Source organism: Agrobacterium sp. NPDC089420, assembly GCF_044900305.1.
In the GTDB taxonomy this organism is placed as follows: domain Bacteria; phylum Pseudomonadota; class Alphaproteobacteria; order Rhizobiales; family Rhizobiaceae; genus Agrobacterium.
The window spans coordinates 115,087-137,222 of the sequence record NZ_JBJDMY010000005.1 but is presented as its reverse complement, the minus strand read 5'-3'; the positions used below and the strand labels follow the sequence as shown (position 1 = coordinate 137,222).

Sequence of the window (22,136 nt, the reverse complement as noted above, 5' to 3'; positions counted from 1 at the left end):
GGCTATGATCTACAAGGCTATCGTCTTTCTTCCACTGATCGGCTTCCTGATCGCCGGCCTGTTCGGCCGCTCGATCGGCGCCAAGGCGTCGGAATATGTCACCACCGGTCTGATGATCGTGGTCGCCATCCTGTCGTGGATCGTCTTCTTCACCGTCGCGCTTGCCCATGGCGAGCCGGGCGAGGTGATCAAGGTCACCGTGCTGCGCTGGATCCAGTCCGGCGGCATCGACGTCGAATGGGCGTTCCGCATCGATACGCTGACGGCCGTCATGTTCGTCGTGGTCAACACGGTCTCGACGCTCGTGCATCTTTATTCGATCGGGTACATGCACCACGATCCGCATCGTCCGCGTTTCTTTGCCTATCTTTCGCTCTTCACCTTCGCCATGCTGATGCTGGTGACCTCCGACAACCTGCTGCAGATGTTCTTCGGCTGGGAAGGCGTTGGTCTGGCGTCCTATCTGCTGATTGGCTTCTGGTTCAAGAAACCTTCGGCCTCTGCTGCCGCAATGAAGGCCTTCATCGTCAACCGCGTCGGTGACTTCGGCTTCATCCTCGGCATCTCCGGCGTGTTCGTGCTGTTCGGCTCGATCAATTTCGAAACCATCTTCGCCGCCGCCGGCACCTATCTGCCGGCTGAAGGTGCGGCATCGACCGAGACCGTCATCAACCTGTTCGGCATGCAGCTGGACAAGGCCAATGCGATGACGGGCGTCTGCCTGCTGCTCTTCATGGGCGCGATGGGTAAATCGGCGCAGTTCCTGTTGCACACCTGGCTGCCGGACGCGATGGAAGGCCCGACCCCGGTATCTGCCCTCATTCACGCCGCAACCATGGTCACCGCTGGCGTTTTCCTCGTCGCCCGCATGTCGCCGCTGTTCGAACTGTCGCATGATGCGCTCACCGTCGTGACGCTGATCGGCGCGATCACCGCCTTCTTCGCGGCAACCGTTGGCCTCGTGCAGAACGACATCAAGCGCGTCATTGCCTATTCGACCTGCTCGCAGCTCGGTTACATGTTCGTGGCGCTCGGCGTCGGCGCTTATGGCGCGGCCGTGTTCCACCTCTTCACGCACGCCTTCTTCAAGGCCCTGCTGTTCTTGTGCGCCGGCTCGGTCATCCATGCCGTCGATGGCGAGCAGGACATGCGGTACATGGGCGGCCTGCGCAAGCACATCCCCATCACCTTCTGGACCATGACCGTCGGCACGCTGGCGCTGACCGGCGTCGGTATCCCGGGCACGATGATCGGCTTTGCCGGCTTCTTCTCGAAGGACGTCATCATCGAATCCGCTTACGCCTCCCATTCGGTGCTGTCCGGTTTCGCCTTCACGCTGCTGGTCATCGCCGCGCTGTTCACCAGCTTCTACTCCTGGCGTCTGGCCTTCATGACCTTTTTCGGCAAGCCGCGCGCTTCCGCCGACGTCATGCACCATGTGCATGAATCGCCGATGGTCATGCTGATCCCGCTTTTCATCCTCACCGTCGGCGCCATCTTCGCCGGTGTTGCCTTCGAAGGTTATTTCTTCGGCCACGAATATGCCGAGTTCTGGAAGGGCGCGCTGTTCACGCTTCCGGAAAACGAGATCCTCGAGGAATTCCACCACGTTCCGCTGTGGGTGAAGTGGAGCCCGTTCTTCGCCATGGCGCTTGGTTTCGTGACCGCATGGTACATGTACATCAAGTCGCCCGAGACGCCGAAGCGTCTGGCCGAGACCCATCGCGGCCTCTACCAGTTCCTCTTGAACAAGTGGTATTTCGACGAACTCTACGACTTCCTCTTCGTACGTTCCGCAAAGGCGCTCGGCCGCTTCCTGTGGAAGAAGGGCGATGTCGCCGTCATCGACCACTATGGACCGAACGGCATTGCAGCGCGTGTGGTTGACGTGACCAACCGCATGGTCCGCCTGCAATCCGGTTACCTCTATCATTATGCCTTTGCGATGCTGATCGGCATCGCGGCGCTTGTCACCTGGATGATGCTCGGGAGTGCCCTCTGATGACCGATTGGCCCATTCTTTCAACGGTCACCTTCCTGCCGCTCGTCGGCGTGGTGCTCCTGCTGCTGACGAATGAGAACGGCCCTTACGGTCGCCGCAACATTCTCAACGTCTCGCTGCTGACGACCGTCTTCACCTTCCTGGTATCGCTGTTCATCTGGATCGGGTTCGACAATTCGAACCCCGGTTTCCAGATGGTCGAAAAACACGCCTGGTTCGGCAACATCGCCGCCTATCATCTCGGCGTCGACGGCGTTTCCATGCTCTTCGTCATCCTCACCACCTTCCTCATGCCGTTTTGCGTGCTGGCAAGCTGGGAATCGGTGGAAAAGCGCATCAAGGAATACATGATCGCCTTCCTGCTGCTGGAAGTCGTCATGATCGGCGTCTTCGTGGCGCTGGATACGGTTCTCTTCTACGTCTTCTTCGAAGCGACGCTGATCCCCATGTTCATCATCATCGGCGTCTGGGGCGGCAAGGATCGTGTCTACGCATCCTACAAGTTCTTCCTCTACACGCTGCTCGGTTCGGTTCTCACCATGCTCGCCATCATGGCCATGTATTGGCAGGCCGGCACGACCGACATGACCGAACTCCTGAAATACGGCTTCCCGGCCGGCATGCAGACCTGGCTGTGGCTTGCCTGTTTCGCCGCCTTCTCGGTCAAGATGCCGATGTGGCCGGTGCATACCTGGCTGCCGGATGCCCACGTTCAGGCACCGACCGCCGGTTCGGTCATCCTTGCCGGCGTCATGCTGAAGCTCGGCGGTTACGGTTTCATCCGCTTCTCGCTGTCGATGTTCCCCTTGGCGTCGGATTATTTCGCGCCCTTCGTCTTCACGCTGTCGGTTCTCGCCATCATCTACACCTCGCTGGTGGCGATGATGCAGGACGACATCAAGAAGCTGATCGCCTATTCCTCCGTTGCCCACATGGGTTACGTGACCATGGGCATCTTTGCCGCCAACGTTCAGGGCGTGCAGGGCGCGATCTTCCAGATGCTGTCGCACGGTATCGTATCGGGCGCGCTCTTCCTCTGCGTCGGCGTTGTCTACGACCGTCTCCATACCCGCGAGATCGCGGCCTATGGCGGCCTCGTCAACAACATGCCGAAATACGCCGTCGCCTTCATGATCTTCACCATGGCCAATGTCGGTCTGCCCGGTACCTCCGGCTTCATCGGCGAATTCCTGACGCTGGTCGGCGTCTTCCGCGCCAATACGCTGGTCGCGCTGTTTGCCGCAACCGGCGTCATCCTCTCGGCGGCTTACGCGCTGTGGCTTTACCGCCGCGTGATCTTCGGCGCGCTGGAGAAGGAAAGCCTGAAGGCGATGCTCGATCTGTCGACCCGCGAAAAGGTCATCCTTTATCCGCTGGTTGTGCTGACGATCTTCTTCGGCGTCTATCCGGCGCCGGTCTTCGATGCGACGGCCGCATCGGTCGATCTTCTGGTAAACAACTATACGGCTGCATTGCAGGCGGCGCAGAATGTTGCGCTCTCTATGAATTGACGACAGGACCCGTTGGACATGACCGCTGAAATCCTTTTTGCCAGTCTGCACATTGCGACGCCCGAGCTGATCCTTGCGGTCGGCGCGCTGGCGCTGCTCATGATTGGCGTCTTCTCGGGCGACAAGTCGACAACGACGGTCACCGGCCTTGCCGTTGCCCTCCTGCTCGTCGTCGGTCTCTGGATCATCTTCGCCCCCGCATCGGGCGTGGCCTTCGGCGGTGTCTACATCGCCGATGCCTTCGGCAACTTCATGAAGGTGCTGGCGCTGATCGGCTCCATCACCGCCATGATCCTCGCCGTCGGCCAGGGCCGCTTCGAGCCGATCGGCCGTTTCGAATATCCGGTGCTGCTGGTGCTCGCGACGCTCGGCATCCTGCTGATGATCTCGGCCAACAACCTGATCTCGCTCTATATGGCGCTGGAACTGCAGTCGCTGGCGCTTTACGTCGTCTGCGCCATCAACCGCGAAAGCCTGCGCTCCACGGAAGCGGGCCTGAAGTACTTCGTGCTCGGTGCGCTCTCCTCCGGCATGCTGCTTTACGGCATGTCGCTGGTCTACGGTTTCACCGGCAATACCGGCTTCACCGAAATCGCGCAGGTTCTGGCGTCGGAAACCCGCTCGCTCGGTCTCGTCTTCGGTCTGGTCTTCGTTCTGGCCGGCCTGGCGTTCAAGATCTCGGCCGTGCCGTTCCACATGTGGACGCCGGACGTTTATGAGGGCGCCCCGACCCCGGTCACGGCCTTCCTGTCGGCTGCCCCGAAGATCGGCGCCATGGCGATCCTCGTTCGCATCGTCATCGAGGCGTTCCAGCCGGTCTTTGCCGACTGGCAGCAGATCGTCGTCTTCATCTCCATCGCCTCCATGCTGCTCGGTTCCTTCGCCGCCATCGGCCAGAAGAACATCAAGCGTCTGATGGCCTATTCCTCCATCGGTCACATGGGTTATGCGCTGGTCGGTCTTGCCGCCGGTACCGAAGCCGGTATTTCGGGCGTCATTCTTTACATGACCATCTATATGGTCATGACGCTCGGCACCTTTGCCTGCATTCTCTCCATGCGCCGCAAGGAAATCGGAAATGTCGAAAATGTCGAGGATCTCGCCGGTCTCTCGTCCTCGAACCCCTTCATGGCGGTTGTGCTGACGATCCTGATGTTCTCGCTTGCCGGCATCCCGCCGCTCGCCGGCTTCTTCGGTAAATATTACGTCTTCCTCGCAGCCATCGAAGCGAAGCTTTATCCGCTCGCCGTCATCGGTGTGATCGGCTCGGTCGTCGGCGCTTATTATTATATCCGCGTCGTCAAGGTCATGTGGTTCGATGAGGCCAAGGGCAGCTTCGAGCGTCCGGCCGGTGAACTGAAGGTCGTTTATGCGCTTTCGGGTCTCTTCGTTCTTGCCTTCGTCGTCTTCGGCGGTGCGCTGGGCAATGCGGTCACGGCTGCAGCAAAGACGTTCTTTTGATTGACACGCCGCAGCATACGGGCCGGATGTCCATCGATGACTTCCGGCACGAGGCGATGGTGGAAACGCCGTCGACCAACATAGAGTGTTTCGCCCGGGCACGGGCGGGCGATGGCGGGAATCTGTGGATCACCGCCATCCGCCAGACCGGCGGGCGCGGTCGCCGCGGCCGGCCGTGGGTTTCGGAGCCCGGCAACCTCTACGCCTCGCTCCTTCTCATCGATCCCGCTCCGATGGATCGTATCGGTTCCCTGCCGCTTGCTTTCGCGCTGGCCGTCTATCGCGCCATCCGGGCGGTCGTGCCGGCAGATGGTGCGCCGCTTGAAATCAAATGGCCGAACGACGTATTGATCGGTCGCCAGAAAACCTGCGGCATTCTGATGGAAGCGGAGCTTCTGCCGGACGGACGGCGGGCGATCGTCATCGGCATCGGCATCAACATCGCTCATAAGCCGGAAAACCCGCTTTATCCCGTCACCATGCTCTCCGAACACGGCGCGTCCTGTTCGCCCGACGAACTCTTCGCGCATCTTTTCCGCGAGACGGCGCATGTGCTGCGAGACTGGGACGAGGGCAGGGGTGTTGCCGGCGTCATGGCCGGCTGGCGGGCCGTTGCCTGCGGTATCGGCGAACATATCACCGTCAACTTTCCGGATCGCTCGATCGGCGGGCGTTTCGTCGGAATTGATGATAATGGTTATCTGCTGCTGGATGAGGATGAGGGCGCCAGGCGCTCCATCGCCGCCGGCGACGTCTTTTTCGGATGAGGCGAACGGTGCGGGCCGACAACCCGCGCCGAACCCTGTCCCTCAGGTTGGAGCTTTCCTGCGGCTCATGAAAAGCAGGGTGGCAGACCGGCTCCGCATCGGCCCGGTCGATCAGATGGTTCAACAGGTCCGATGCTGAAAACCGGCGCGGGGCGGGGCATGATGCCGTCGTCCGTGCGCTTTTATGAATGGATAAAAACAACAATGGCTAAACAGGACGAACTGGTCTTCCTGCCGCTTGGCGGCGTCGGTGAAATCGGCATGAATCTGGCGCTTTACGGCTACGGTCCGGAAAGCAAGCGCCAATGGATCATGGTGGATTGCGGCGTGACCTTCGCCGGACCCGATCTGCCGGGCGTCGATCTGGTGCTGCCCGATATCAGCTATATCGCCGAGCAGAAAAAAAACCTCAAAGGCATCATCATCACCCACGCCCACGAGGATCATTACGGCGCGCTGAACGATCTGTGGCCGGGCCTCAATGTGCCGGTCTATGCCTCGGGCTTCACCGCCGGCATGCTGGAGGCGAAACGCGCTTACGAGGGCACACGTGCCGAAATTCCGGTGACGCCGTTCAAGGCGGGCGACCGCATCAATGTCGGCCCCTTCGAAATCGAGGCGGTTGGCGTCAACCACTCCATTCCGGAGCCGATGTCGCTGGTCATCCGCACGCCGCTCGGCAACGTCATCCACACCGGCGACTGGAAGATCGACGAAGCGCCTTCGCTCGGGCCGTTGACGGATGAAGCCCGCTTCCGCGCCATCGGCGAAGAGGGTGTGCTGGCGCTGATGTGCGACAGCACCAATTCGGTGCGCGATGGCGTGTCGCCCTCCGAACACGAGGTTTCCGAAGGGCTGCGGCAGATCATTGAAAATGCCGAGGGTCGTGTGGCCGTCACCACCTTCTCGTCCAATGTCGGGCGCATCCGCTCGATTGCGCAGGCGGCAGAGGCGGCGGGCCGCGAGGTTCTGCTGCTCGGCTCGTCGCTGAAGCGCGTCGTTCATGTCTCGCAGGACCTCGGCATCATGGAAGGCATCAAGCCGTTCCTCGCCGAAGATGAATATGGCTATATTCCGCGTGACAAGGTGGTGCTGATCCTGACCGGTTCGCAGGGCGAACCGCGTGCCGCACTTGCCAAACTGTCGCGTGACGAGATGCGCAATGTGGCGCTGGCTGCCGGAGACACGGTGGTGTTTTCCTCGCGCGCCATTCCCGGCAACGAAAAGGCCATCATCGACATCAAGAACGGCCTCATCGAACAGGGCGTCCATATCGTCACAGACAATGAGGCGCTGGTGCACGTTTCCGGCCATCCGCGCCGCAACGAGCTTCTGAAGATGTATGAATGGACCAAGCCGCAGATCGTCGTGCCCGTGCATGGCGAGGCGGCGCATCTGGTGGCGCAGAAGGAACTGGCGGAACAGGCCGGCATTTCGCAGGTGCCGAAGGTGCGCAACGGCAATGTTCTGCGCCTTGCGCCCGGCCCGGCGGAAGTCATCGATGACGCGCCGCATGGCCGTGTCTTCAAGGATGGCAATCTCATCGGCGACATGGACGAGATGGGCATCGGCAATCGCCGCAAGCTGTCCTTCGCCGGCCACGTCTCCGTCAATGTCGTGCTGGACAGCCGTTACGATTTCCTCGGCGATCCGGATGTCGTTCCTTTCGGCCTGCCTGAATTCGATGATGAGGGCGAGGATATGGAGGACACGCTTTATGACGCCGTTCTCGGCGCCGTCGAAAGCATTCCCCGCGCGCGACGCAAGGATCTGGAGCTGCTGCGCGAAGCGGTACGCCGGGCCGTCCGCGCCGCCGCCAACCAGACCTGGGGCAAGAAGCCCATCGTCACGGTTTTCGTCACGAAGGTGTGACGGGCAGGCAAGCGCTTTCGCACGATAATATCATCCGCACTCGGTCACTCCGGCTCAGCTCCGGGGGGCAGCGCCATCCGGCCCTTGGTCGCGTCAGGGCTCGTCTTATGGCACGAGCGTGCCGAGGAAGGATGCCGGTTCAATACGTGCGGAAGAGAGGCGCCCGCCTTTGTCAGCGCCCTGTGGGTGCCTGCTCAAAGAGCGGTTCCATTTCTCCTTCCCCGGCTTTTTGCGTCTGTTGCGGAGAAGTGATTCCGCTTTATGGATGAATGCGTTACAAGAAGCCCATTGTGCAGGAGGATCACATGCCGCTTCTTTCGCTCTTCGCCGTTTATTTCATCGTCTGGTGGACGGTGCTTTTCATCGTGCTGCCGATCGGGCTTCGCACCCAGGCCGAAGAGGGCGACGTGGCGCTTGGCACCGTGGCCAGCGCGCCCTCACGTTTCCGGGGTGGCCGCGTGGTCTTGTGGACGACCCTGATATCGGCACTGATCTGTGGCGTCTGGTACGGCGGATCATGGTGGTTCGGCATCAGCCTCGATGACCTGCCGCGAATTATTCCGGTATTCGACTGACATCGGAGTGGGGCGTCGTCGCGCCGGCCGCGCGTGCGTTGCCATGCCGCGAATGTGATAAGCTGGGAAGCGTTTCCGCTAAGAACACCGGAGGGGGGAATGACCTTCAGTCCGGCGAGCGATGGCGGCTGGTGGACGGCAAAAACCGAGCCGGCACCGAGCAAATTGGGCAAGAGCGGCCCGAGCGCCTGTCACACGGTTGTCATCTCTTTCATGCACACAGCTTAGGCGTCGTGCGCGGTTGATTCACCGTCACAATTTTACCGGAATAACGGGCCGGGGCGCTGTCATGTGTTGAAATCAAAAAAAAACAAGGCCTTTCAGCCTTGTTTTCCAGTTTTCGCGTGATCTGTAACCGTTGCCGGGGCTGCGAACGAGCGCGCCTAAGATCTGATCCTCCCAAGACTGACCGCGAAAATGACAAGAATTTAAACTTCCTGCCTCTTTTGTAAGCTAAAGCTAGCTCAATCACCCCTGCTTGTCATCTCATTTTTTGCATATTTGTTACAGTCGGCAAAAAATTCCCTGTGATGCAATTTGTCGCAGCGGATCAAGAATAATATTCCGGCCAAAGCGTTTTGACGCGAATTAGCTATCGCGAAAATGCCACGAAATCGCCTTTAAGGCTCTTTTCATGGCGGGTTTTCTTCTTGGCGGGAAACGGCTATATCCGGCGCCAATATCCCTTTATTCGGGGCGATTCCCGCGCTTTTGCGCGCTGTCGTCCATATCAATGGAAGCCGTCATGCGTCTCAGCCGTTATTTCATGCCCATCCTGAAGGAAAACCCCAAGGAAGCCGAGATTGTCTCCCACCGCCTGATGTTGCGCGCGGGCATGATCCGGCAGCAATCGGCTGGCATCTATTCCTGGCTGCCGCTCGGCAAGCGCGTGCTGGACAAGGTGAACCGCATCATCCGCGAGGAGCAGGATCGTTCCGGCGCCATCGAGCTTCTGATGCCGACGCTGCAAACGGCCGAACTCTGGCAGGAAAGCGGCCGTTATGACGATTATGGCAAGGAGATGCTGCGCATCAAGGATCGCCAGGATCGCCAGATGCTCTACGGCCCCACCAATGAGGAGATGATCACCGACATCTTCCGTTCCTATGTGAAGTCCTACAAGAACCTGCCGCTGAACCTCTACCATATCCAGCTGAAGTTCCGCGACGAGGTACGTCCGCGCTTCGGCACGATGCGCTCGCGCGAGTTCCTGATGAAGGACGCCTATTCCTTCGACCTGACCAAGGAAGACGCGATCCATTCCTATAACAAGATGTTCGTTGCTTACCTGCGCACCTTCGAGCGCCTCGGCCTGCGCGCCATTCCCATGCGCGCCGATACCGGTCCGATCGGCGGCAACCACAGCCACGAATTCATCATTCTGGCCGATACCGGCGAATCCGAGGTCTTCTGCCACAAGAGCTTCCTCGACCGCGTCATCCCGGCCGAAAGCACTGACTTTGACGATGTCGCAGCCCTTCAGGGCGTATTTGACGAGTGGACGGCCGATTACGCCGCCACCTCCGAAATGCATGACGAAGCTGCCTATGATGCCATTCCCGAAGGCGAGCGCCTTTCGGCACGCGGCATCGAGGTCGGCCACATCTTCTATTTCGGCACCAAATATTCCGAGCCGATGGGTGCGAAAGTGCAGGGCAAGGACGGCAAGGAACACCCTGTCCACATGGGTTCCTACGGCATCGGGCCGACACGCCTTGTTCCCGCCATCATTGAAGCATCGCATGACGAGAACGGAATCATCTGGCCGGCCTCGGTCGCTCCTTTCGATGTCGTCATTATCAACATGAAGGCTGGCGACGCGGCCTGCGATGCGGCTTGCGAAAAGCTGTATTACTCGCTCTCCAACGCCGGCAAGGATGTTCTTTACGACGATACCGACGACCGTGCGGGCCAGAAATTTGCGACCGCCGATCTGATCGGCGTGCCGCTGCAGATCATCGTCGGTCCGCGTTCGGTCGCCAATGGCGAGGTCGAGGTCAAGGATCGCAAGAGCGGCGAGCGGGAAACCGTCACGATCGAGGCGGCGATGAACAGGGTGCTTGGTTAAGCGCGGACGGGACGATAGGAGCGGCTTCACCGGAAGCCCGCTCCGCTTCCAAGTGCCGATGTCATGGAAATAGGGGCCGGTTTTCGGAAAAAGACCGGCCTTGTGGTTTGAGATCAGGGAGACGACATGGCAAAAGCCGAGGCTGAAAAGAGTGCGGCTCCTGCTGTCAGGGAAAAGACCGCACGACCTTTTTCCGCTTTTGAACGTATGGTGGCCTGGCGTTATCTGCGGTCGCGACGCAAGGAAGCCTTCATTTCCGTCATCGCCGGTTTTTCCTTCGTCGGCATCATGCTGGGCGTTGCGACGCTCATCATTGTCATGGCGGTGATGAACGGTTTTCGCACCGAGCTGATCTCGCGCATTCTCGGCATCAACGGCCATATGATCGTGCAGCCGATCGACCAGCCCTTTAATAATTACGATGAACTGGCGAAGAAATTCGCTGCCGTTCCGGGCGTCACCATGGCCTTGCCGCTGGTGGAAGGCCAGACGCTCGCCTCCGGCCGGGGCGGCGCGGGCTCCGGCGCGCTGGTGCGCGGTGTGCGCCAGGAGGATATCGACAAGGTCAAGGAAGTCGCCAACAACATCAAGACCGGCGATCTCGTCGGCTTCATGGCAGGTGATGGCGTCCTTGTCGGCTCACGGCTTGCCGCCCAGCTCGGCGTGACGGCGGGCGACGATATCACCCTGATTTCGCCGGAAGGCGACGTAACGCCGATGGGTGTCAATCCACGCGTCAAATCCTACAAGATTTCGGGCGTCTTCGAGATCGGCATGTCGGAATATGACGCCTCGATGATCTATATGCCGCTGTCCGAGGCCCAGCTCTATTTCAATGCCGACGGCATCGTGCAATCCATCGAGCTTTATGTCAGCCGTCCCGACGATGTCGACGGCATCCGGCCGCTGGTCGAGCAGGCGGCCGAACGGCAGATCTACATCACCGACTGGAGACAGCGCAACCAGACCTTCTTCTCCGCCCTGCAGGTGGAAAGAAACGTGATGTTCATGATCCTCACCCTCATCGTTCTGGTGGCGGCGCTGAACATCATTTCCGGCCTCATCATGCTGGTGAAGGACAAGGGCAGCGATATCGCCATTCTGCGCACCATGGGCGCCAGTTCCGGCGCGGTCATGCGCATCTTCTTCATGACCGGGGCGGCCATCGGCATGGTCGGCACCTTCGCCGGCGTGGCGCTCGGCGTGATCGTCTGCCTCAACGTCGAATCCATCCGACAGTTCTTCTCCTGGATTTCCGGCACCGTGCTGTTTGATCCGCAGCTTTATTTCCTGAGCCAGCTGCCGGCCGAAATGGATATTGGCGAGACTATCACCGTCGTTATCATGGCGCTGACGCTTTCTTTCCTGGCAACGATCTTTCCGGCATGGCGGGCCTCCAGGCTCGATCCGGTGCAGGCCCTGCGTTACGAATAAGGACCGCTTCGCAATATGGCAAAAAAAACAGTGCTGCGGCTTACCGGCGTCGAGAGAACCTACGGTCAGGGCGAGACGTCGTTATCGATTTTGCGCAAGGCCGATTTTGAATTGAGGAGCGGCGAGATGGTGGCGCTTGTCGCCCCGTCCGGCACGGGCAAATCCACGCTCCTGCATCTGGCCGGGTTGCTGGAACATCCCGATGCGGGCGAGGTCTTCATCAATGGCGCGCCTTGTCAGGGGTTGCCGGATGAGACGCGCACCGCGATCCGCCGCAGCGATATCGGGTTTGTCTATCAGTTCCATCACCTCCTGCCGGAATTCTCCGCCGTGGAAAACGTGATGATGCCGCAGCTGATCGCTGGCCTCACGCCAGCCGAGGCCCGCAAACGCGCCAGCGCGCTGCTCGATTACATGCGGGTCGGCCATCGCGGTGAACACCGCCCGGCCGAACTTTCCGGCGGTGAACAACAGCGTGTGGCCATTGCCCGCGCCGTCGCCAATGCGCCGCTGCTGCTGCTTGCCGACGAGCCGACCGGCAATCTCGACCCGGAGACCGCGCATTATGTCTTCGATGCGCTGGAGGCGCTGGTGCGGCAATCCGGCCTTGCCGCATTGATCGCAACCCATAACCACGAACTCGCTGCGCGTATGGACCGTCGCGTCACGCTCGCCGACGGCAAGATCGTCGATTTCTGATCGTCCCGCCACTCTGCTGAATTGCCGTGCCGCCGCGAGCAAGGATAGCTCGAGCGGCTGGGATTCACTTCCACCCTGATCCGCAGGGTCGGGATCAGCTCTTCCTGTCTGTATTTTTTGCCAACCCGGAGGTGTTTTTTCCTTCGGGTTTTTTCACTTTGGAGTCAGGGGCTTGCCGGACATGGCAACGGAACCGCAGCTGATTCTGCGGCGTTAGCAAGGGGAATATCAGCAAAACCCTGTTGACAATCGAACAAAATGAGAACAAAGTTGGAACATAACGAGTAAGGAGAGACCAATGACTGATTTCATCCGTGACGTTGCCGCTTTTGCCTCCATCGCTGTCTTTGTGGCCAGCTTTTCGGTGATCCTCACCGCGCTGTGAAGGAGATACCGGCGCAGAAGCCTGTATGGCCACCGCAAGGCTGTAGACTTTGAGCGCCGGACATCGGAAAATCGCCCCCTCGATTCAGAATGACAGGATGACGATATGGGCGATACGGTTGTGCGTGCAGAGACCTCTGACAAAACGCTGAAGACGCCGGGTTTTGTCCATCTGCGGGTTCATTCCGCCTATTCCCTGCTTGAGGGGGCGTTGCCCCTCAAGAAAATCATGTCCAAGGCCGTCGGGGACGGCCAGCCGGCCATCGCCATTACCGATACAAACAACCTTTTCGTTGCGCTGGAATTTTCCGAGAAGGCGCGCGATGAGGGTCTGCAGCCGATCATCGGCTGCCAGCTGTCCATCGACATGCAGGATGTGGCGGAGGATCGCCGCAACCACAACAGCCATCTCCAGAAGCTGCCCGCCATCGTGCTGCTGGCCGCCGATGCCGGAGGCTACGAGCGGCTGGTGGATCTCGTCAGCCGCGCCTATCTGGAAGGCGAGGGCAGCGGCCATTCCGTCCATATTACCCGCGCATGGCTGGAAGAGGCCTCCAATGCCGGGCTGATCGCGCTCACCGGCGCGGCCGGCGGTCCCGTCGATATGGCGCTGAAGGAAGGCCATGCCGCGCAGGCGAAAGAGCGGCTGCTGGCCCTGAAGTCACTTTTCGGTGACAGGCTTTATGTCGAATTGCAGCGCCAGACGGGTTATGACCGCTCGCATGAGCGGCGCCTGATCGGTCTTGCTTATGAATATGATATTCCCCTTGTTGCCACCAATGAGGCGTTTTTCCCGTCAAAGGCCGATTACGAGGCGCATGATGCGCTGATGGCGGTGGCGCACAACGCCATCGTTTCGGATGACAGCCGGTTCCGCCTGACGCCCGATCATTATCTCAAGAGCCGCGAGGAGATGACGGCGTTGTTCGCCGACATTCCCGAGGCTCTGGAAAATACCGTCGAGATCGCGCTGCGCTGCTCTTACGTGCTGAAGAAGCGCGGGCCGATCCTGCCGCGTTTCACCGGCGCCAGCGATGATCCGGAAGCGGCGGAGCGCGCCGAAGCCGATGAGCTTCGAAGGCAGGCGGTGGAGGGGCTGGATCAGCGGCTTGCCGCGCTTGGCATGGCGCCGGGTTATACCGAGCAGGATTATCGCGAGAGACTGGATTTCGAACTCGGCGTCATCTCGCGCATGAAGTTTCCCGGTTACTTCCTGATCGTCGCCGACTTCATCAAATGGGCCAAACAGCATGACATTCCGGTCGGCCCGGGCCGCGGTTCGGGCGCCGGCTCGCTCGTCGCTTATGCATTGACGATCACCGACGTCGATCCGCTGCGGTTTTCGCTGCTGTTCGAACGTTTCCTCAATCCTGAACGTGTATCGATGCCCGACTTCGATATCGACTTCTGCCAGGATCGCCGCGAAGAGGTGATCCGCTACGTGCAGGCCAAATACGGCCGGGAGCAGGTGGCGCAGATCATCACCTTCGGTTCGCTGCAGGCGCGTGCGGCCCTGCGTGACGTCGGCCGCGTACTGGAAATGCCCTATGGGCAGGTGGACAAGATCTGCAAGCTGGTGCCCAACAACCCGGCCAATCCGACGCCGCTGTCGAAGGCGATCGAGGAAGAGCCGCGCCTGCAGGAGGAGGCGGACAAGGAGCCGGTCGTCGCCCGCCTCTTGGATATCGCCCAGAAGATCGAGGGGCTTTACCGCCACGCCTCCACCCATGCCGCCGGTATCGTCATCGGCGACCGGCCGCTCTCCAAGCTGGTGCCGATGTATCGCGATCCGCGATCCGATATGCCGGTCACCCAGTTCAACATGAAATGGGTGGAGAGCGCCGGTCTCGTCAAATTCGACTTCCTTGGCCTGAAGACGCTGACGGTGCTGAAGGTCGCCGTCGATTTCGTCGCCAAGCGCGGCATCAAGGTCGACCTTGCCGCCATTCCGCTGGAGGACGCCAAGACCTACGAGATGCTGTCGCGCGGCGAGACCATCGGCGTGTTCCAGGTGGAAAGTGCCGGCATGCGCAAGGCGCTGATCGGCATGCGCCCCGACTGTATCGAGGACATCATCGCGCTCGTGGCGCTTTATCGTCCCGGCCCGATGGAAAACATCCCGGTCTATAATGCCCGCAAGCATGGCGAAGAGGAGCTGGAATCGATCCACCCGACCATCGACCATCTGCTCAAGGAAACGCAGGGCGTTATCGTCTATCAGGAACAGGTGATGCAGATCGCCCAGGTCCTCTCGGGTTATTCGCTTGGCGAAGCCGATCTTCTGCGCCGCGCCATGGGCAAGAAGATCAAGGAGGAGATGGACAAGCAGCGCGAGCGTTTCGTCGACGGCGCCATCAGGAACGGCGTGTCGAAACCGCAGGCCGACACCATTTTCGACCTTCTGGCAAAATTCGCCAATTACGGCTTCAACAAAAGCCATGCCGCCGCCTACGCCATCGTGTCCTACCAGACCGCCTATATGAAGGCGCATTACCCGGTGGAGTTCCTGGCGGCCTCCATGACGCTCGATATGGCCAACACGGAAAAGCTCAACGACTTCCGTCAGGATGCCGGGCGCCTTGGCATCGAGGTCGTCGCACCTTCCGTGCAGACCTCCTTCCGGCAATTCGAGACGGGTGAAAACCGCATCTATTATTCGCTGGCCGCCATCAAGGGCGTGGGCGAGGGCGCGGTCGAACATATCGTCGAAGTGCGCGACGGCAAGCCGTTCACGAGCCTTGAGGATTTCTGCCTGCGCATCGATCCGAAGCAGATCAACCGGCGTGTGCTGGAAAGCCTGATCAATGCCGGCGCTTTCGATTGTTTCGGCCGAGACCGCGCCGAACTGATCGGCGGGCTGGACCGCATCATCGGTTACGCCCAGATGGCGCAGAACAACCGCACCATCGGCCAGTCGGACATGTTCGGCTCGGGCGGCGGCAATGGCCCGGAAAAGCTGGTCCTGCCGGCCTTCCAGCCGTGGCTCGCCTCGGAAAAGCTGCTGCGGGAATATCAGGTGCTCGGTTTTTACCTCACCGCCCATCCGCTCGATACCTATCGTCCCGTGCTGGAAAAATTGCGCGTGCAGAATTTCGCCGATTTTTCCGCCGCGGTGAAACAGGGTGCCACCGCCGGGCGGCTTGCCGGCACGGTGACCGGCAAGCAGGAGCGCAAGACCCGCACCGGCAACAAGATGGGCATCGTCACCTTCTCGGACGCGTCGGGGCAATATGAGGCGGTGCTGTTTTCCGAAGGGCTCGGCCAGTTCCGCGATCTGCTTGAAGTCGGCAAATCGCTGGTCATTACCGTGCAGGCGGAAGAGCGCCCGGAAGGCATCGGCCTGCGTATCCAGACGGCGCAGTCGCTGGAGGAAAAATCGGTGCAGATGCAGAAGGCCCTGCGGGTTTATGTGCGCGATTCCGGCCCGCTGAAGACCGTTGCCCGCCACCTCAACACCAAGGGTGACGGGTCGGTGTATTTCATCGTCATCAAGGACGAAGGCAGCCGCGAAATCGAGGTTGAGCTGACGGAAAAATACCGCATTTCACCGGAAATCGCCGCTGCGTTGCGGTCCGCGCCGGGTGTCGTCGATGTGGAGCTGGTGTGAGGCGAAGCCTCACGCGCCGCTCATACCGGCCCTTCCTTCGTGACGGTGATGAAATCGGTTCCGGTCCCGGTCTCCATCTGGTGACTGAGATCGGAGACGGTAATCGAACTGCCGGTTGAAAGCTCCTGTTCGATCCGGCGGCGTATCTCTGCGGGGATATCGAGGCGGCTGAGCACGGCGCTCAATTGATCGAAGCCGCCCGGTGCGTCGGGAACCGTGATCCCGAGCCGCTTGCGGGCTGCCGCCGGCAAGTGGTTTTCCAAGGTCACGCCGTTCCATTCGGCGGTTCCGGCGGCGCGATCCACGGCAACGGCCTCGAAGAAATGGGTTCCGAGCGCGACATCGGGATCCCTGATGTCGATGGCCGCTTCGAATAGCGGCTTGAAGTCCTGCCGCACCATGATCTGGCCGTTCGGCGGATGGTCTTCACCGGCGGATTCATAAAGCGCCTGTACAAAGGCGTCGGTCAGAAGCGGTCCGGTGGTTTTCAGCCCTTTCCAGCGTTTGAAACCGTTGACGGCGCTGATCGTCATTTGCCCGGCATATCCATCCGCTGACCCGGCGTCGAAACCGAGGCGGGTCAGCACGGCCTGAATATCCATCACCTTTTCCCGCTCGCCACGCCGGGTGATAAGGATACGCAGCGGCGAGGCGGCCTTGGCCTTTGCCGCCGGTCTGAGGGCTTGGGTCTTTTCATTGACGGCAACCTCGACCGCACCCAGAGCCGCATCGAAGGTTGCCGGGCGCAGTTCCACATCCGAGAGAAGCAGCTTGCCGTCATCGGCATCGTCACGGGGGGAAAACAGCGCCGGATGCTGCACAAAGCGTAGCGAGACCGGCTGATCGGTGATGATGACGTGCACACCGGTTCGTGTATCGCCGAAGAGTGACTTGGCGAATTTGGAGGGCAGGCGCACGCAGCCGTGCGAAGCCGGATAGTTCGGCACCTTGCCTTCGTGCAGTGCGATGCCGGACCATGTCAGCCGCTGCATGAAGGGCATGGGGGCTGCCGAATAGATGTTCGACTCGTGATATTTGCGCTTTTCCAGAATGGAGAAGATGCCGCTCGGCGTCTCATGCCCGGCCTTGCCGGTGGAGACCTTCGAGGTGGCGATGATTTCGCCGTTTTCATAAAGCGAAAGCGACTGGTCGCTTTTCGAAACGAGGATCTGCAGCGACCTGCCGTCGGCGGCAAGGGCCGGAAAGGCAAGAATGCAGGCCGACAGCATGCCGGTCAGAAGACTGAGGCGAAGGGACATGACGCAATACACCACATGCACAAAACTTCTCTCACTCAACCATGCGAAGTTTAATGAAGTTTAAGGACGGTGCGGCCGCAACATCACTAATTTGTGTAAAATCTAAATAAACGGCCACGAGGCGGCGCAAGATGCGGCAGTGCTGCCGCCGACCGGCAGCCGTCCGGCTGTTATTTACGGGTGCCGAAAGTGTAGCCGGTCTCGACGCTGCCCTTGCCGAACTTGTCGCGCAGCTTGTCCATCGCCGCCTCTGCCGCCGCCCGCCGTCCGGCCTGCCTGTCGACGAGATCGGGCGGATCGGCAAGGCCAGCATCGCGAAGATCGCTGACACCGATGCCGATGAGGCGAAATTTCGTGCCGTCTGTTTCCTTTTCCAGGAGCGCAAGGCCGGTGCGGAATATCCGGTCGGCAAGCTGGGTGGGATCGTCCAGCCGGCGGTTGCGGGTACGGATCTTGAAGTCGGCCGTTTTCATCTTCAGCACCACCGTGTGGCCGGAAATACCGCTCTTCTTCAGGCGCCATGCAACCTTTTCGGAGAGCGAGCGCAGGATCGGCACCAGCTCCTCATGGCGGGAGATGTCGTTGAAGAAGGTGGTTTCCGACGACACGCTCTTGACCGGGTCATTATCGTGCACGTGCCGCTCGTCAATGCCGCGCGACAGCCGGAAAAGGCGCTGCCCCATCACGCCGTAGCGGCGCATCAGCTCGCTCTCCTCCATCTCCTGCAATTGCGCGATCATGCGGATCCCGTCCGCCTCCAGCGTCGCCGCAAAGGCCTTGCCCACGCCCCAGATCGTCGTCACCGGCCGCGCAGCCAGGAAGGACAGTGCCTCCGCTTCCCCGACAACCGAAAAGCCGCGTGGCTTTTGCAGGTCCGAGGCGACCTTGGCGAGAAACTTGCAATAGGAGAGTCCCGCAGAAACGGTGACGCCGACCTCTTTTTCCACGCGCCGGGCGAATTTCGCCAGCACACGCGCCGGCGGATCGTGATGCAGCTTTTCGGTGCCGGAAAGATCGAGAAACGCCTCGTCGATGGAGAGCGGTTGCACCAGCGGCGTCAGCTCCTGCATCATGGCGCGGATTTCCCGGCCGACGCGGCTGTATTTCTCCATGTCCGGCTTGATGACCACCGCATCCGGACAGGCTTCCAGCGCCTTGAACATCGGCATGGCGGAACGCACGCCCTGAATACGGGCGATATAGCAGGCTGTCGAAACCACCCCGCGCTTGCCGCCGCCGACGATCACCGGCTTGTCGGCCAGTTCCGGATTGTCACGCTTTTCGACAGAGGCATAAAAGGCATCGCAATCGATATGGGCGATGCTGAGACTGTAGAGTTCGGAATGATAGAGAAGACGCGGGCTGCCGCAGGCGCGGCAACGCCTCAACCCTTCTGGCTGGCCGGCCAGACAGTCGCGGCAAAAACCGGGATCATAGGAGTGCGACGTGGACATGGGCCGAAAACAAAACCAGAACGTCACCGACCATACTCCGGCTGCGGCGATGGCTCAAGAGGCGTCATGACAAAGCCGGGACCAGGTGACCCCAGCGCATCGGAAAAACTTGAATATCAACGAGAAATATTTGATCTTCGATCATATTTGTAGTTACAATTGTAGATTATTTTTAACGCATGTTTGAATGGGATGAAGAGAAAACCGGTCCAATATCCGAAAACATGGTGTTGGATCTCAGACCGCTGTTCGAATCTTCGAAAATACGGTCCTGTCCTGGGTCGATGAGAGTGCAGCCTATGGAGAGACGCGTTATCACGCCATCGGGCAGATCGAAGGAACGGTATTTCTGGCGGTCATTCATACCGATCGTGCCGGTCGGACCCGCATCATCTCCGCCCGGCCGGCAAACCGCCGTGAAAGGAAGCGTTATGACGAAGAAATACGAAAAAGAACCGAGTCTCGAGGAACTTGCGGCCTTGCCGGACGAGACGATAGACGACAGCGATATTCCCGAACTGGATGAAAGCTTCTGGGTGAATGCGAAACTGGTGGAGCCGGAAGGGACGCAGCAAATCACGCTGAGGGTCAAGAAATCTGTGGTCGAGGCCTATAAATCCACCGGCAAGGGATATCAGACCCGCATGAACGCCGTTCTGGAATCCTATGCGCGCATATTGCTGAAACGCTGACCGTCTCCGCCTGCCAGCCGTTCAATACACCCCTGAATCCAGCCCCGGCCCGGAAAAATGGTGCCAGGCGGCGGCCACCGTTTCGGGGGATGTATCTGTGGCGGCGCAGAACGCCATCAGGTCCGGTTCGTGGCTCATCAGGAAATCGGTGAGGCCGGCCAGAAAGCCGGGATCGTTGACGGCCTGGCGCAGCATGTTGGCCTGCAAGCCGCTCAGCGCCAGGAAACGGGCCAGCATGTCCGGCTCGTTTGCCAGCCAGCCAAGTATGGCGGCGGCCGTTTCTTGCGGATCCTGGCCGGCATTGCCTTTGTTTTTCGTATCGCGCAGCATTTCTTCCTCGAAGTTACCTATTTTGAAACCAAATTCCTCTAGCCTTGCGCAACAAATGGACGATGGAATCGGTTCTTAGGCAACTTATATGTCTGGGTGAAGGTTTCAAAGTGAAACGGGGACTGCTCACCATGCCCAAACAGGTCATGATAGTCGAAGACAACGAGCTGAACATGAAGCTCTTTCGCGACCTGATCGAGGCGTCCGGTTATACGACGATCCAGACGCGCAATGGCATGGAGGCGCTGGATCTGGCCCGCAAGCACCGCCCGGACCTCATTCTCATGGATATCCAGCTGCCGGAGGTTTCAGGGCTCGAGGTGACGAAGTGGCTGAAGGAAGACGACGAGCTGCATGTCATCCCGGTCATCGCGGTGACGGCTTTCGCCATGAAGGGCGATGAGGAGCGCATTCGCCAGGGCGGCTGCGAGGCCTATGTGTCGAAGCCGATTTCCGTCCCGAAATTCATTGAAGTCATCAAGACCTATCTGGGCGATGCGTAAGGCGACTGAGGAACGGTTATGACGGCGAGAGTTCTGGTTGTTGACGATATTCCTGCCAATGTGAAACTTCTCGAGGCCCGGCTTCTGGCGGAATATTTTGATGTCGTCACCGCCGAGGATGGCTTCAAGGCGCTGGCGCTCTGCGACGAGGAGCAGGTCGATATCATCCTGCTCGATATCATGATGCCGGGAATGGATGGTTTCGAGGTCTGCGAAAGGCTGAAGGCGAACCCGAAGACGGCGCATATTCCGGTGGTGATGGTTACCGCCCTGGATCAGCCTTCCGATCGCGTGCGTGGCCTGAAAGCCGGCGCCGACGATTTTCTGACCAAGCCGGTCAACGACCTTCAGCTGATTGCCCGCGTCAAAAGCCTGGTGCGTCTCAAGGCGGTCAGTGACGAATTGCGGCTGCGCGCCGAAACGGCGCGGCAGATCGGCATCGAGGAGATGTTGCGCAGTGATGGCCTGACGCAGACGCCGGGCCGCGTACTGGTCGCGGATGGCCGCGCCAGTTCGCAGGAACGCATCGTCAGGGCGCTGAAGCCGGTCGCCGACGTCGACGCCGTCACGGAACCCCAGGCGGCTCTGCTCAAGGCGGCGGGCAATCCGTTCGAACTCGTCATCGTCAATTCGAATTTCGAGGACTACGATCCGTTGCGGCTGTGCTCGCAGCTGCGCTCGCTGGAACGTACCCGTTTCCTGCCACTGCTTCTGGTGGCGGAGCAGGGGGCAGACGACATGGTGGCGCGGGCGCTCGATCTCGGCGTCAACGATTATATTCTCCGGCCGATCGATCCCAACGAGCTCGTTGCCCGGTCGCTGACGCAGATCAGGCGCAAGCGCTACAACGAACATCTGCGGCTCAATCTCCAGCACACGATGGAGCTGGCGATTGTCGACGGGCTGACCGGCCTCAACAATCGCCGTTATCTCGACAATCACCTCAAGATATTGTTCGATCGCGCTGCCGTCCGTGGCCGGCCGATCTCGATCTGCATGACCGATATAGACCGCTTCAAGCTGGTCAACGATACTTACGGTCACGATGTCGGTGACGAGGTCCTGCGGGAATTTGCGGCGCGCATCCGCAGCACGGTCCGCGGCGCGGATCTCGCCTGCCGATACGGCGGAGAGGAATTTGTCGTCGTCATGCCCGATACGCCGATCGAGCAGGCGGCAAGCGTTGCCGAGCGTCTGAGGGAGATCGTGGAGGACAAGCCTTTCTACGTGCGATCCATAGACCGTGAGCTGAGCATTACCGCCTCTCTTGGCATTGCCACCAGCAGCGGCGCTTTCGGCGCGCCTGACGAGCTTCTGAAACGGGCCGACAAGGCGCTTTACGAAGCCAAACATGCCGGACGCAACTGCGTTGTGGCCGCCGCAGCCTGAGGGCCGGCTGCGGCGGACGACGTGGAAAATATTGCGTCTTTATCGGATTTGTTCCGGCAAAATAGCCACGCGCGCAGGATCGTCCGCCGGCGGAGGCTCTAAGCTACTGACCTTGCCTGTATTTTATCA

General features: G+C 60.0%; 17 protein-coding genes. 14 read left to right on the top strand and 3 right to left on the bottom strand.

Annotation, left to right across the window (positions count from 1 at the left end):
* The first annotated feature begins 4 nt into the window (after positions 1-4).
* The 10 genes from nuoL (at position 5) to dnaE (ending at position 16,380) form a co-directional block, all read left to right on the top strand.
* Complete coding sequence (gene nuoL / locus ACI2KA_RS09580) at positions 5-2,002, top strand: NADH-quinone oxidoreductase subunit L (RefSeq protein ID WP_404501429.1); 1,998 nt, start codon at positions 5-7, stop codon at positions 2,000-2,002.
* Entirely contained in the window at positions 2,002-3,513 is a 1,512-nt protein-coding gene (locus ACI2KA_RS09575) for an NADH-quinone oxidoreductase subunit M (RefSeq protein WP_404501427.1), read from the top strand. Before nuoL ends, ACI2KA_RS09575 begins: the two co-directional genes overlap by 1 nt.
* A gap of 18 nt (positions 3,514-3,531) precedes the next feature.
* A complete protein-coding gene (gene nuoN, locus ACI2KA_RS09570) occupies positions 3,532-4,974 on the top strand; it encodes an NADH-quinone oxidoreductase subunit NuoN (RefSeq protein ID WP_404501425.1) in 1,443 nt (480 codons plus the stop codon).
* A gap of 26 nt (positions 4,975-5,000) precedes the next feature.
* Positions 5,001-5,741, top strand: coding sequence for a biotin--[acetyl-CoA-carboxylase] ligase (locus ACI2KA_RS09565; protein WP_404501423.1), 741 nt, complete (start codon positions 5,001-5,003; stop codon positions 5,739-5,741).
* Between the two features lie 204 nt (positions 5,742-5,945).
* Entirely contained in the window at positions 5,946-7,613 is a 1,668-nt protein-coding gene (locus ACI2KA_RS09560) for a ribonuclease J (RefSeq protein ID WP_404501421.1), read from the top strand.
* A 269-nt stretch (positions 7,614-7,882) separates the two neighbouring features.
* Entirely contained in the window at positions 7,883-8,188 is a 306-nt protein-coding gene (locus tag ACI2KA_RS09555; RefSeq protein ID WP_404501419.1) for a DUF1467 family protein, read from the top strand.
* 745 nt (positions 8,189-8,933) lie between these two features.
* Entirely contained in the window at positions 8,934-10,256 is a 1,323-nt protein-coding gene (gene proS, locus ACI2KA_RS09550; protein WP_404501417.1) for a proline--tRNA ligase, read from the top strand.
* A gap of 126 nt (positions 10,257-10,382) precedes the next feature.
* Positions 10,383-11,690 (top strand): lipoprotein-releasing ABC transporter permease subunit, encoded by a 1,308-nt coding sequence (locus ACI2KA_RS09545; protein WP_404501415.1) that lies wholly within the window; start codon positions 10,383-10,385, stop codon positions 11,688-11,690.
* A 15-nt stretch (positions 11,691-11,705) separates the two neighbouring features.
* Positions 11,706-12,389: an ABC transporter ATP-binding protein gene (locus ACI2KA_RS09540; RefSeq protein WP_404501413.1), complete on the top strand. Its 684-nt coding sequence runs from the start codon at positions 11,706-11,708 to the stop codon at positions 12,387-12,389.
* Positions 12,390-12,879: 490 nt separating this feature from the next.
* Complete coding sequence (dnaE, locus tag ACI2KA_RS09535) at positions 12,880-16,380, top strand: DNA polymerase III subunit alpha (protein WP_404501411.1); 3,501 nt, start codon at positions 12,880-12,882, stop codon at positions 16,378-16,380.
* A gap of 20 nt (positions 16,381-16,400) precedes the next feature.
* Here dnaE and ACI2KA_RS09530 read toward each other — a convergent pair whose 3' ends face one another.
* Positions 16,401-17,639: a L,D-transpeptidase family protein gene (locus ACI2KA_RS09530; protein ID WP_404501409.1), complete on the bottom strand. Its 1,239-nt coding sequence runs from the start codon at positions 17,637-17,639 to the stop codon at positions 16,401-16,403.
* A gap of 170 nt (positions 17,640-17,809) precedes the next feature.
* The gene (locus tag ACI2KA_RS09525) at positions 17,810-19,093 is read right to left on the bottom strand and encodes a DNA polymerase IV (RefSeq protein WP_404501407.1); all 1,284 of its coding nucleotides are present in this window, start codon (positions 19,091-19,093) and stop codon (positions 17,810-17,812) included.
* Between the two features lie 214 nt (positions 19,094-19,307).
* Here ACI2KA_RS09525 and ACI2KA_RS09520 point away from each other — a divergent pair, with 214 nt between their 5' ends.
* Entirely contained in the window at positions 19,308-19,619 is a 312-nt protein-coding gene (locus ACI2KA_RS09520) for a BrnT family toxin (protein WP_404501904.1), read from the top strand.
* On the top strand, positions 19,525-19,785 hold the full coding sequence (locus tag ACI2KA_RS09515; protein WP_404501405.1) for a BrnA antitoxin family protein: 261 nt from the start codon (positions 19,525-19,527) through the stop codon (positions 19,783-19,785). Before ACI2KA_RS09520 ends, ACI2KA_RS09515 begins: the two co-directional genes overlap by 95 nt.
* A gap of 21 nt (positions 19,786-19,806) precedes the next feature.
* On the opposite strand, the gene ACI2KA_RS09510 is transcribed toward ACI2KA_RS09515, so the two are convergent.
* Positions 19,807-20,115 carry a DUF3572 domain-containing protein gene (locus ACI2KA_RS09510; RefSeq protein WP_020012343.1) on the bottom strand — a complete coding sequence of 103 codons (309 nt, stop codon included), beginning with the start codon at positions 20,113-20,115 and terminating at the stop codon, positions 19,807-19,809.
* A gap of 131 nt (positions 20,116-20,246) precedes the next feature.
* On the opposite strand from ACI2KA_RS09510, the gene ACI2KA_RS09505 reads away from it, so the two are divergent.
* Positions 20,247-20,618, top strand: a complete 372-nt coding sequence (locus ACI2KA_RS09505; protein ID WP_003521498.1) for a response regulator — start codon at positions 20,247-20,249, stop codon at positions 20,616-20,618.
* A gap of 18 nt (positions 20,619-20,636) precedes the next feature.
* Positions 20,637-22,007, top strand: coding sequence for a PleD family two-component system response regulator (locus ACI2KA_RS09500; protein WP_404501403.1), 1,371 nt, complete (start codon positions 20,637-20,639; stop codon positions 22,005-22,007).
* Positions 22,008-22,136: the final 129 nt, after the last annotated feature.

What these genes read in the sequence shown, in the direction of transcription:
- ACI2KA_RS09530 (WP_404501409.1), bottom strand. Translation starts at nt 17,639, where the DNA reads ATGTCCCTTCGCCTCAGTCTTCTGACCGGCATGCTGTCGGCCTGCATT.
- ACI2KA_RS09525 (WP_404501407.1), bottom strand. Translation starts at nt 19,093, where the DNA reads ATGTCCACGTCGCACTCCTATGATCCCGGTTTTTGCCGCGACTGTCTG.
- ACI2KA_RS09515 (WP_404501405.1), top strand. Translation starts at nt 19,525, where the DNA reads ATGACGAAGAAATACGAAAAAGAACCGAGTCTCGAGGAACTTGCGGCC.
- proS (WP_404501417.1), top strand. Translation starts at nt 8,934, where the DNA reads ATGCGTCTCAGCCGTTATTTCATGCCCATCCTGAAGGAAAACCCCAAG.
- nuoN (WP_404501425.1), top strand. Translation starts at nt 3,532, where the DNA reads ATGACCGCTGAAATCCTTTTTGCCAGTCTGCACATTGCGACGCCCGAG.
- ACI2KA_RS09545 (WP_404501415.1), top strand. Translation starts at nt 10,383, where the DNA reads ATGGCAAAAGCCGAGGCTGAAAAGAGTGCGGCTCCTGCTGTCAGGGAA.
- ACI2KA_RS09540 (WP_404501413.1), top strand. Translation starts at nt 11,706, where the DNA reads ATGGCAAAAAAAACAGTGCTGCGGCTTACCGGCGTCGAGAGAACCTAC.
- ACI2KA_RS09510 (WP_020012343.1), bottom strand. Translation starts at nt 20,115, where the DNA reads ATGCTGCGCGATACGAAAAACAAAGGCAATGCCGGCCAGGATCCGCAA.
- ACI2KA_RS09555 (WP_404501419.1), top strand. Translation starts at nt 7,883, where the DNA reads ATGCGTTACAAGAAGCCCATTGTGCAGGAGGATCACATGCCGCTTCTT.
- ACI2KA_RS09575 (WP_404501427.1), top strand. Translation starts at nt 2,002, where the DNA reads ATGACCGATTGGCCCATTCTTTCAACGGTCACCTTCCTGCCGCTCGTC.
- ACI2KA_RS09565 (WP_404501423.1), top strand. Translation starts at nt 5,001, where the DNA reads ATGTCCATCGATGACTTCCGGCACGAGGCGATGGTGGAAACGCCGTCG.
- nuoL (WP_404501429.1), top strand. Translation starts at nt 5, where the DNA reads ATGATCTACAAGGCTATCGTCTTTCTTCCACTGATCGGCTTCCTGATC.
- ACI2KA_RS09560 (WP_404501421.1), top strand. Translation starts at nt 5,946, where the DNA reads ATGGCTAAACAGGACGAACTGGTCTTCCTGCCGCTTGGCGGCGTCGGT.
- ACI2KA_RS09500 (WP_404501403.1), top strand. Translation starts at nt 20,637, where the DNA reads ATGACGGCGAGAGTTCTGGTTGTTGACGATATTCCTGCCAATGTGAAA.
- dnaE (WP_404501411.1), top strand. Translation starts at nt 12,880, where the DNA reads ATGGGCGATACGGTTGTGCGTGCAGAGACCTCTGACAAAACGCTGAAG.
- ACI2KA_RS09505 (WP_003521498.1), top strand. Translation starts at nt 20,247, where the DNA reads ATGCCCAAACAGGTCATGATAGTCGAAGACAACGAGCTGAACATGAAG.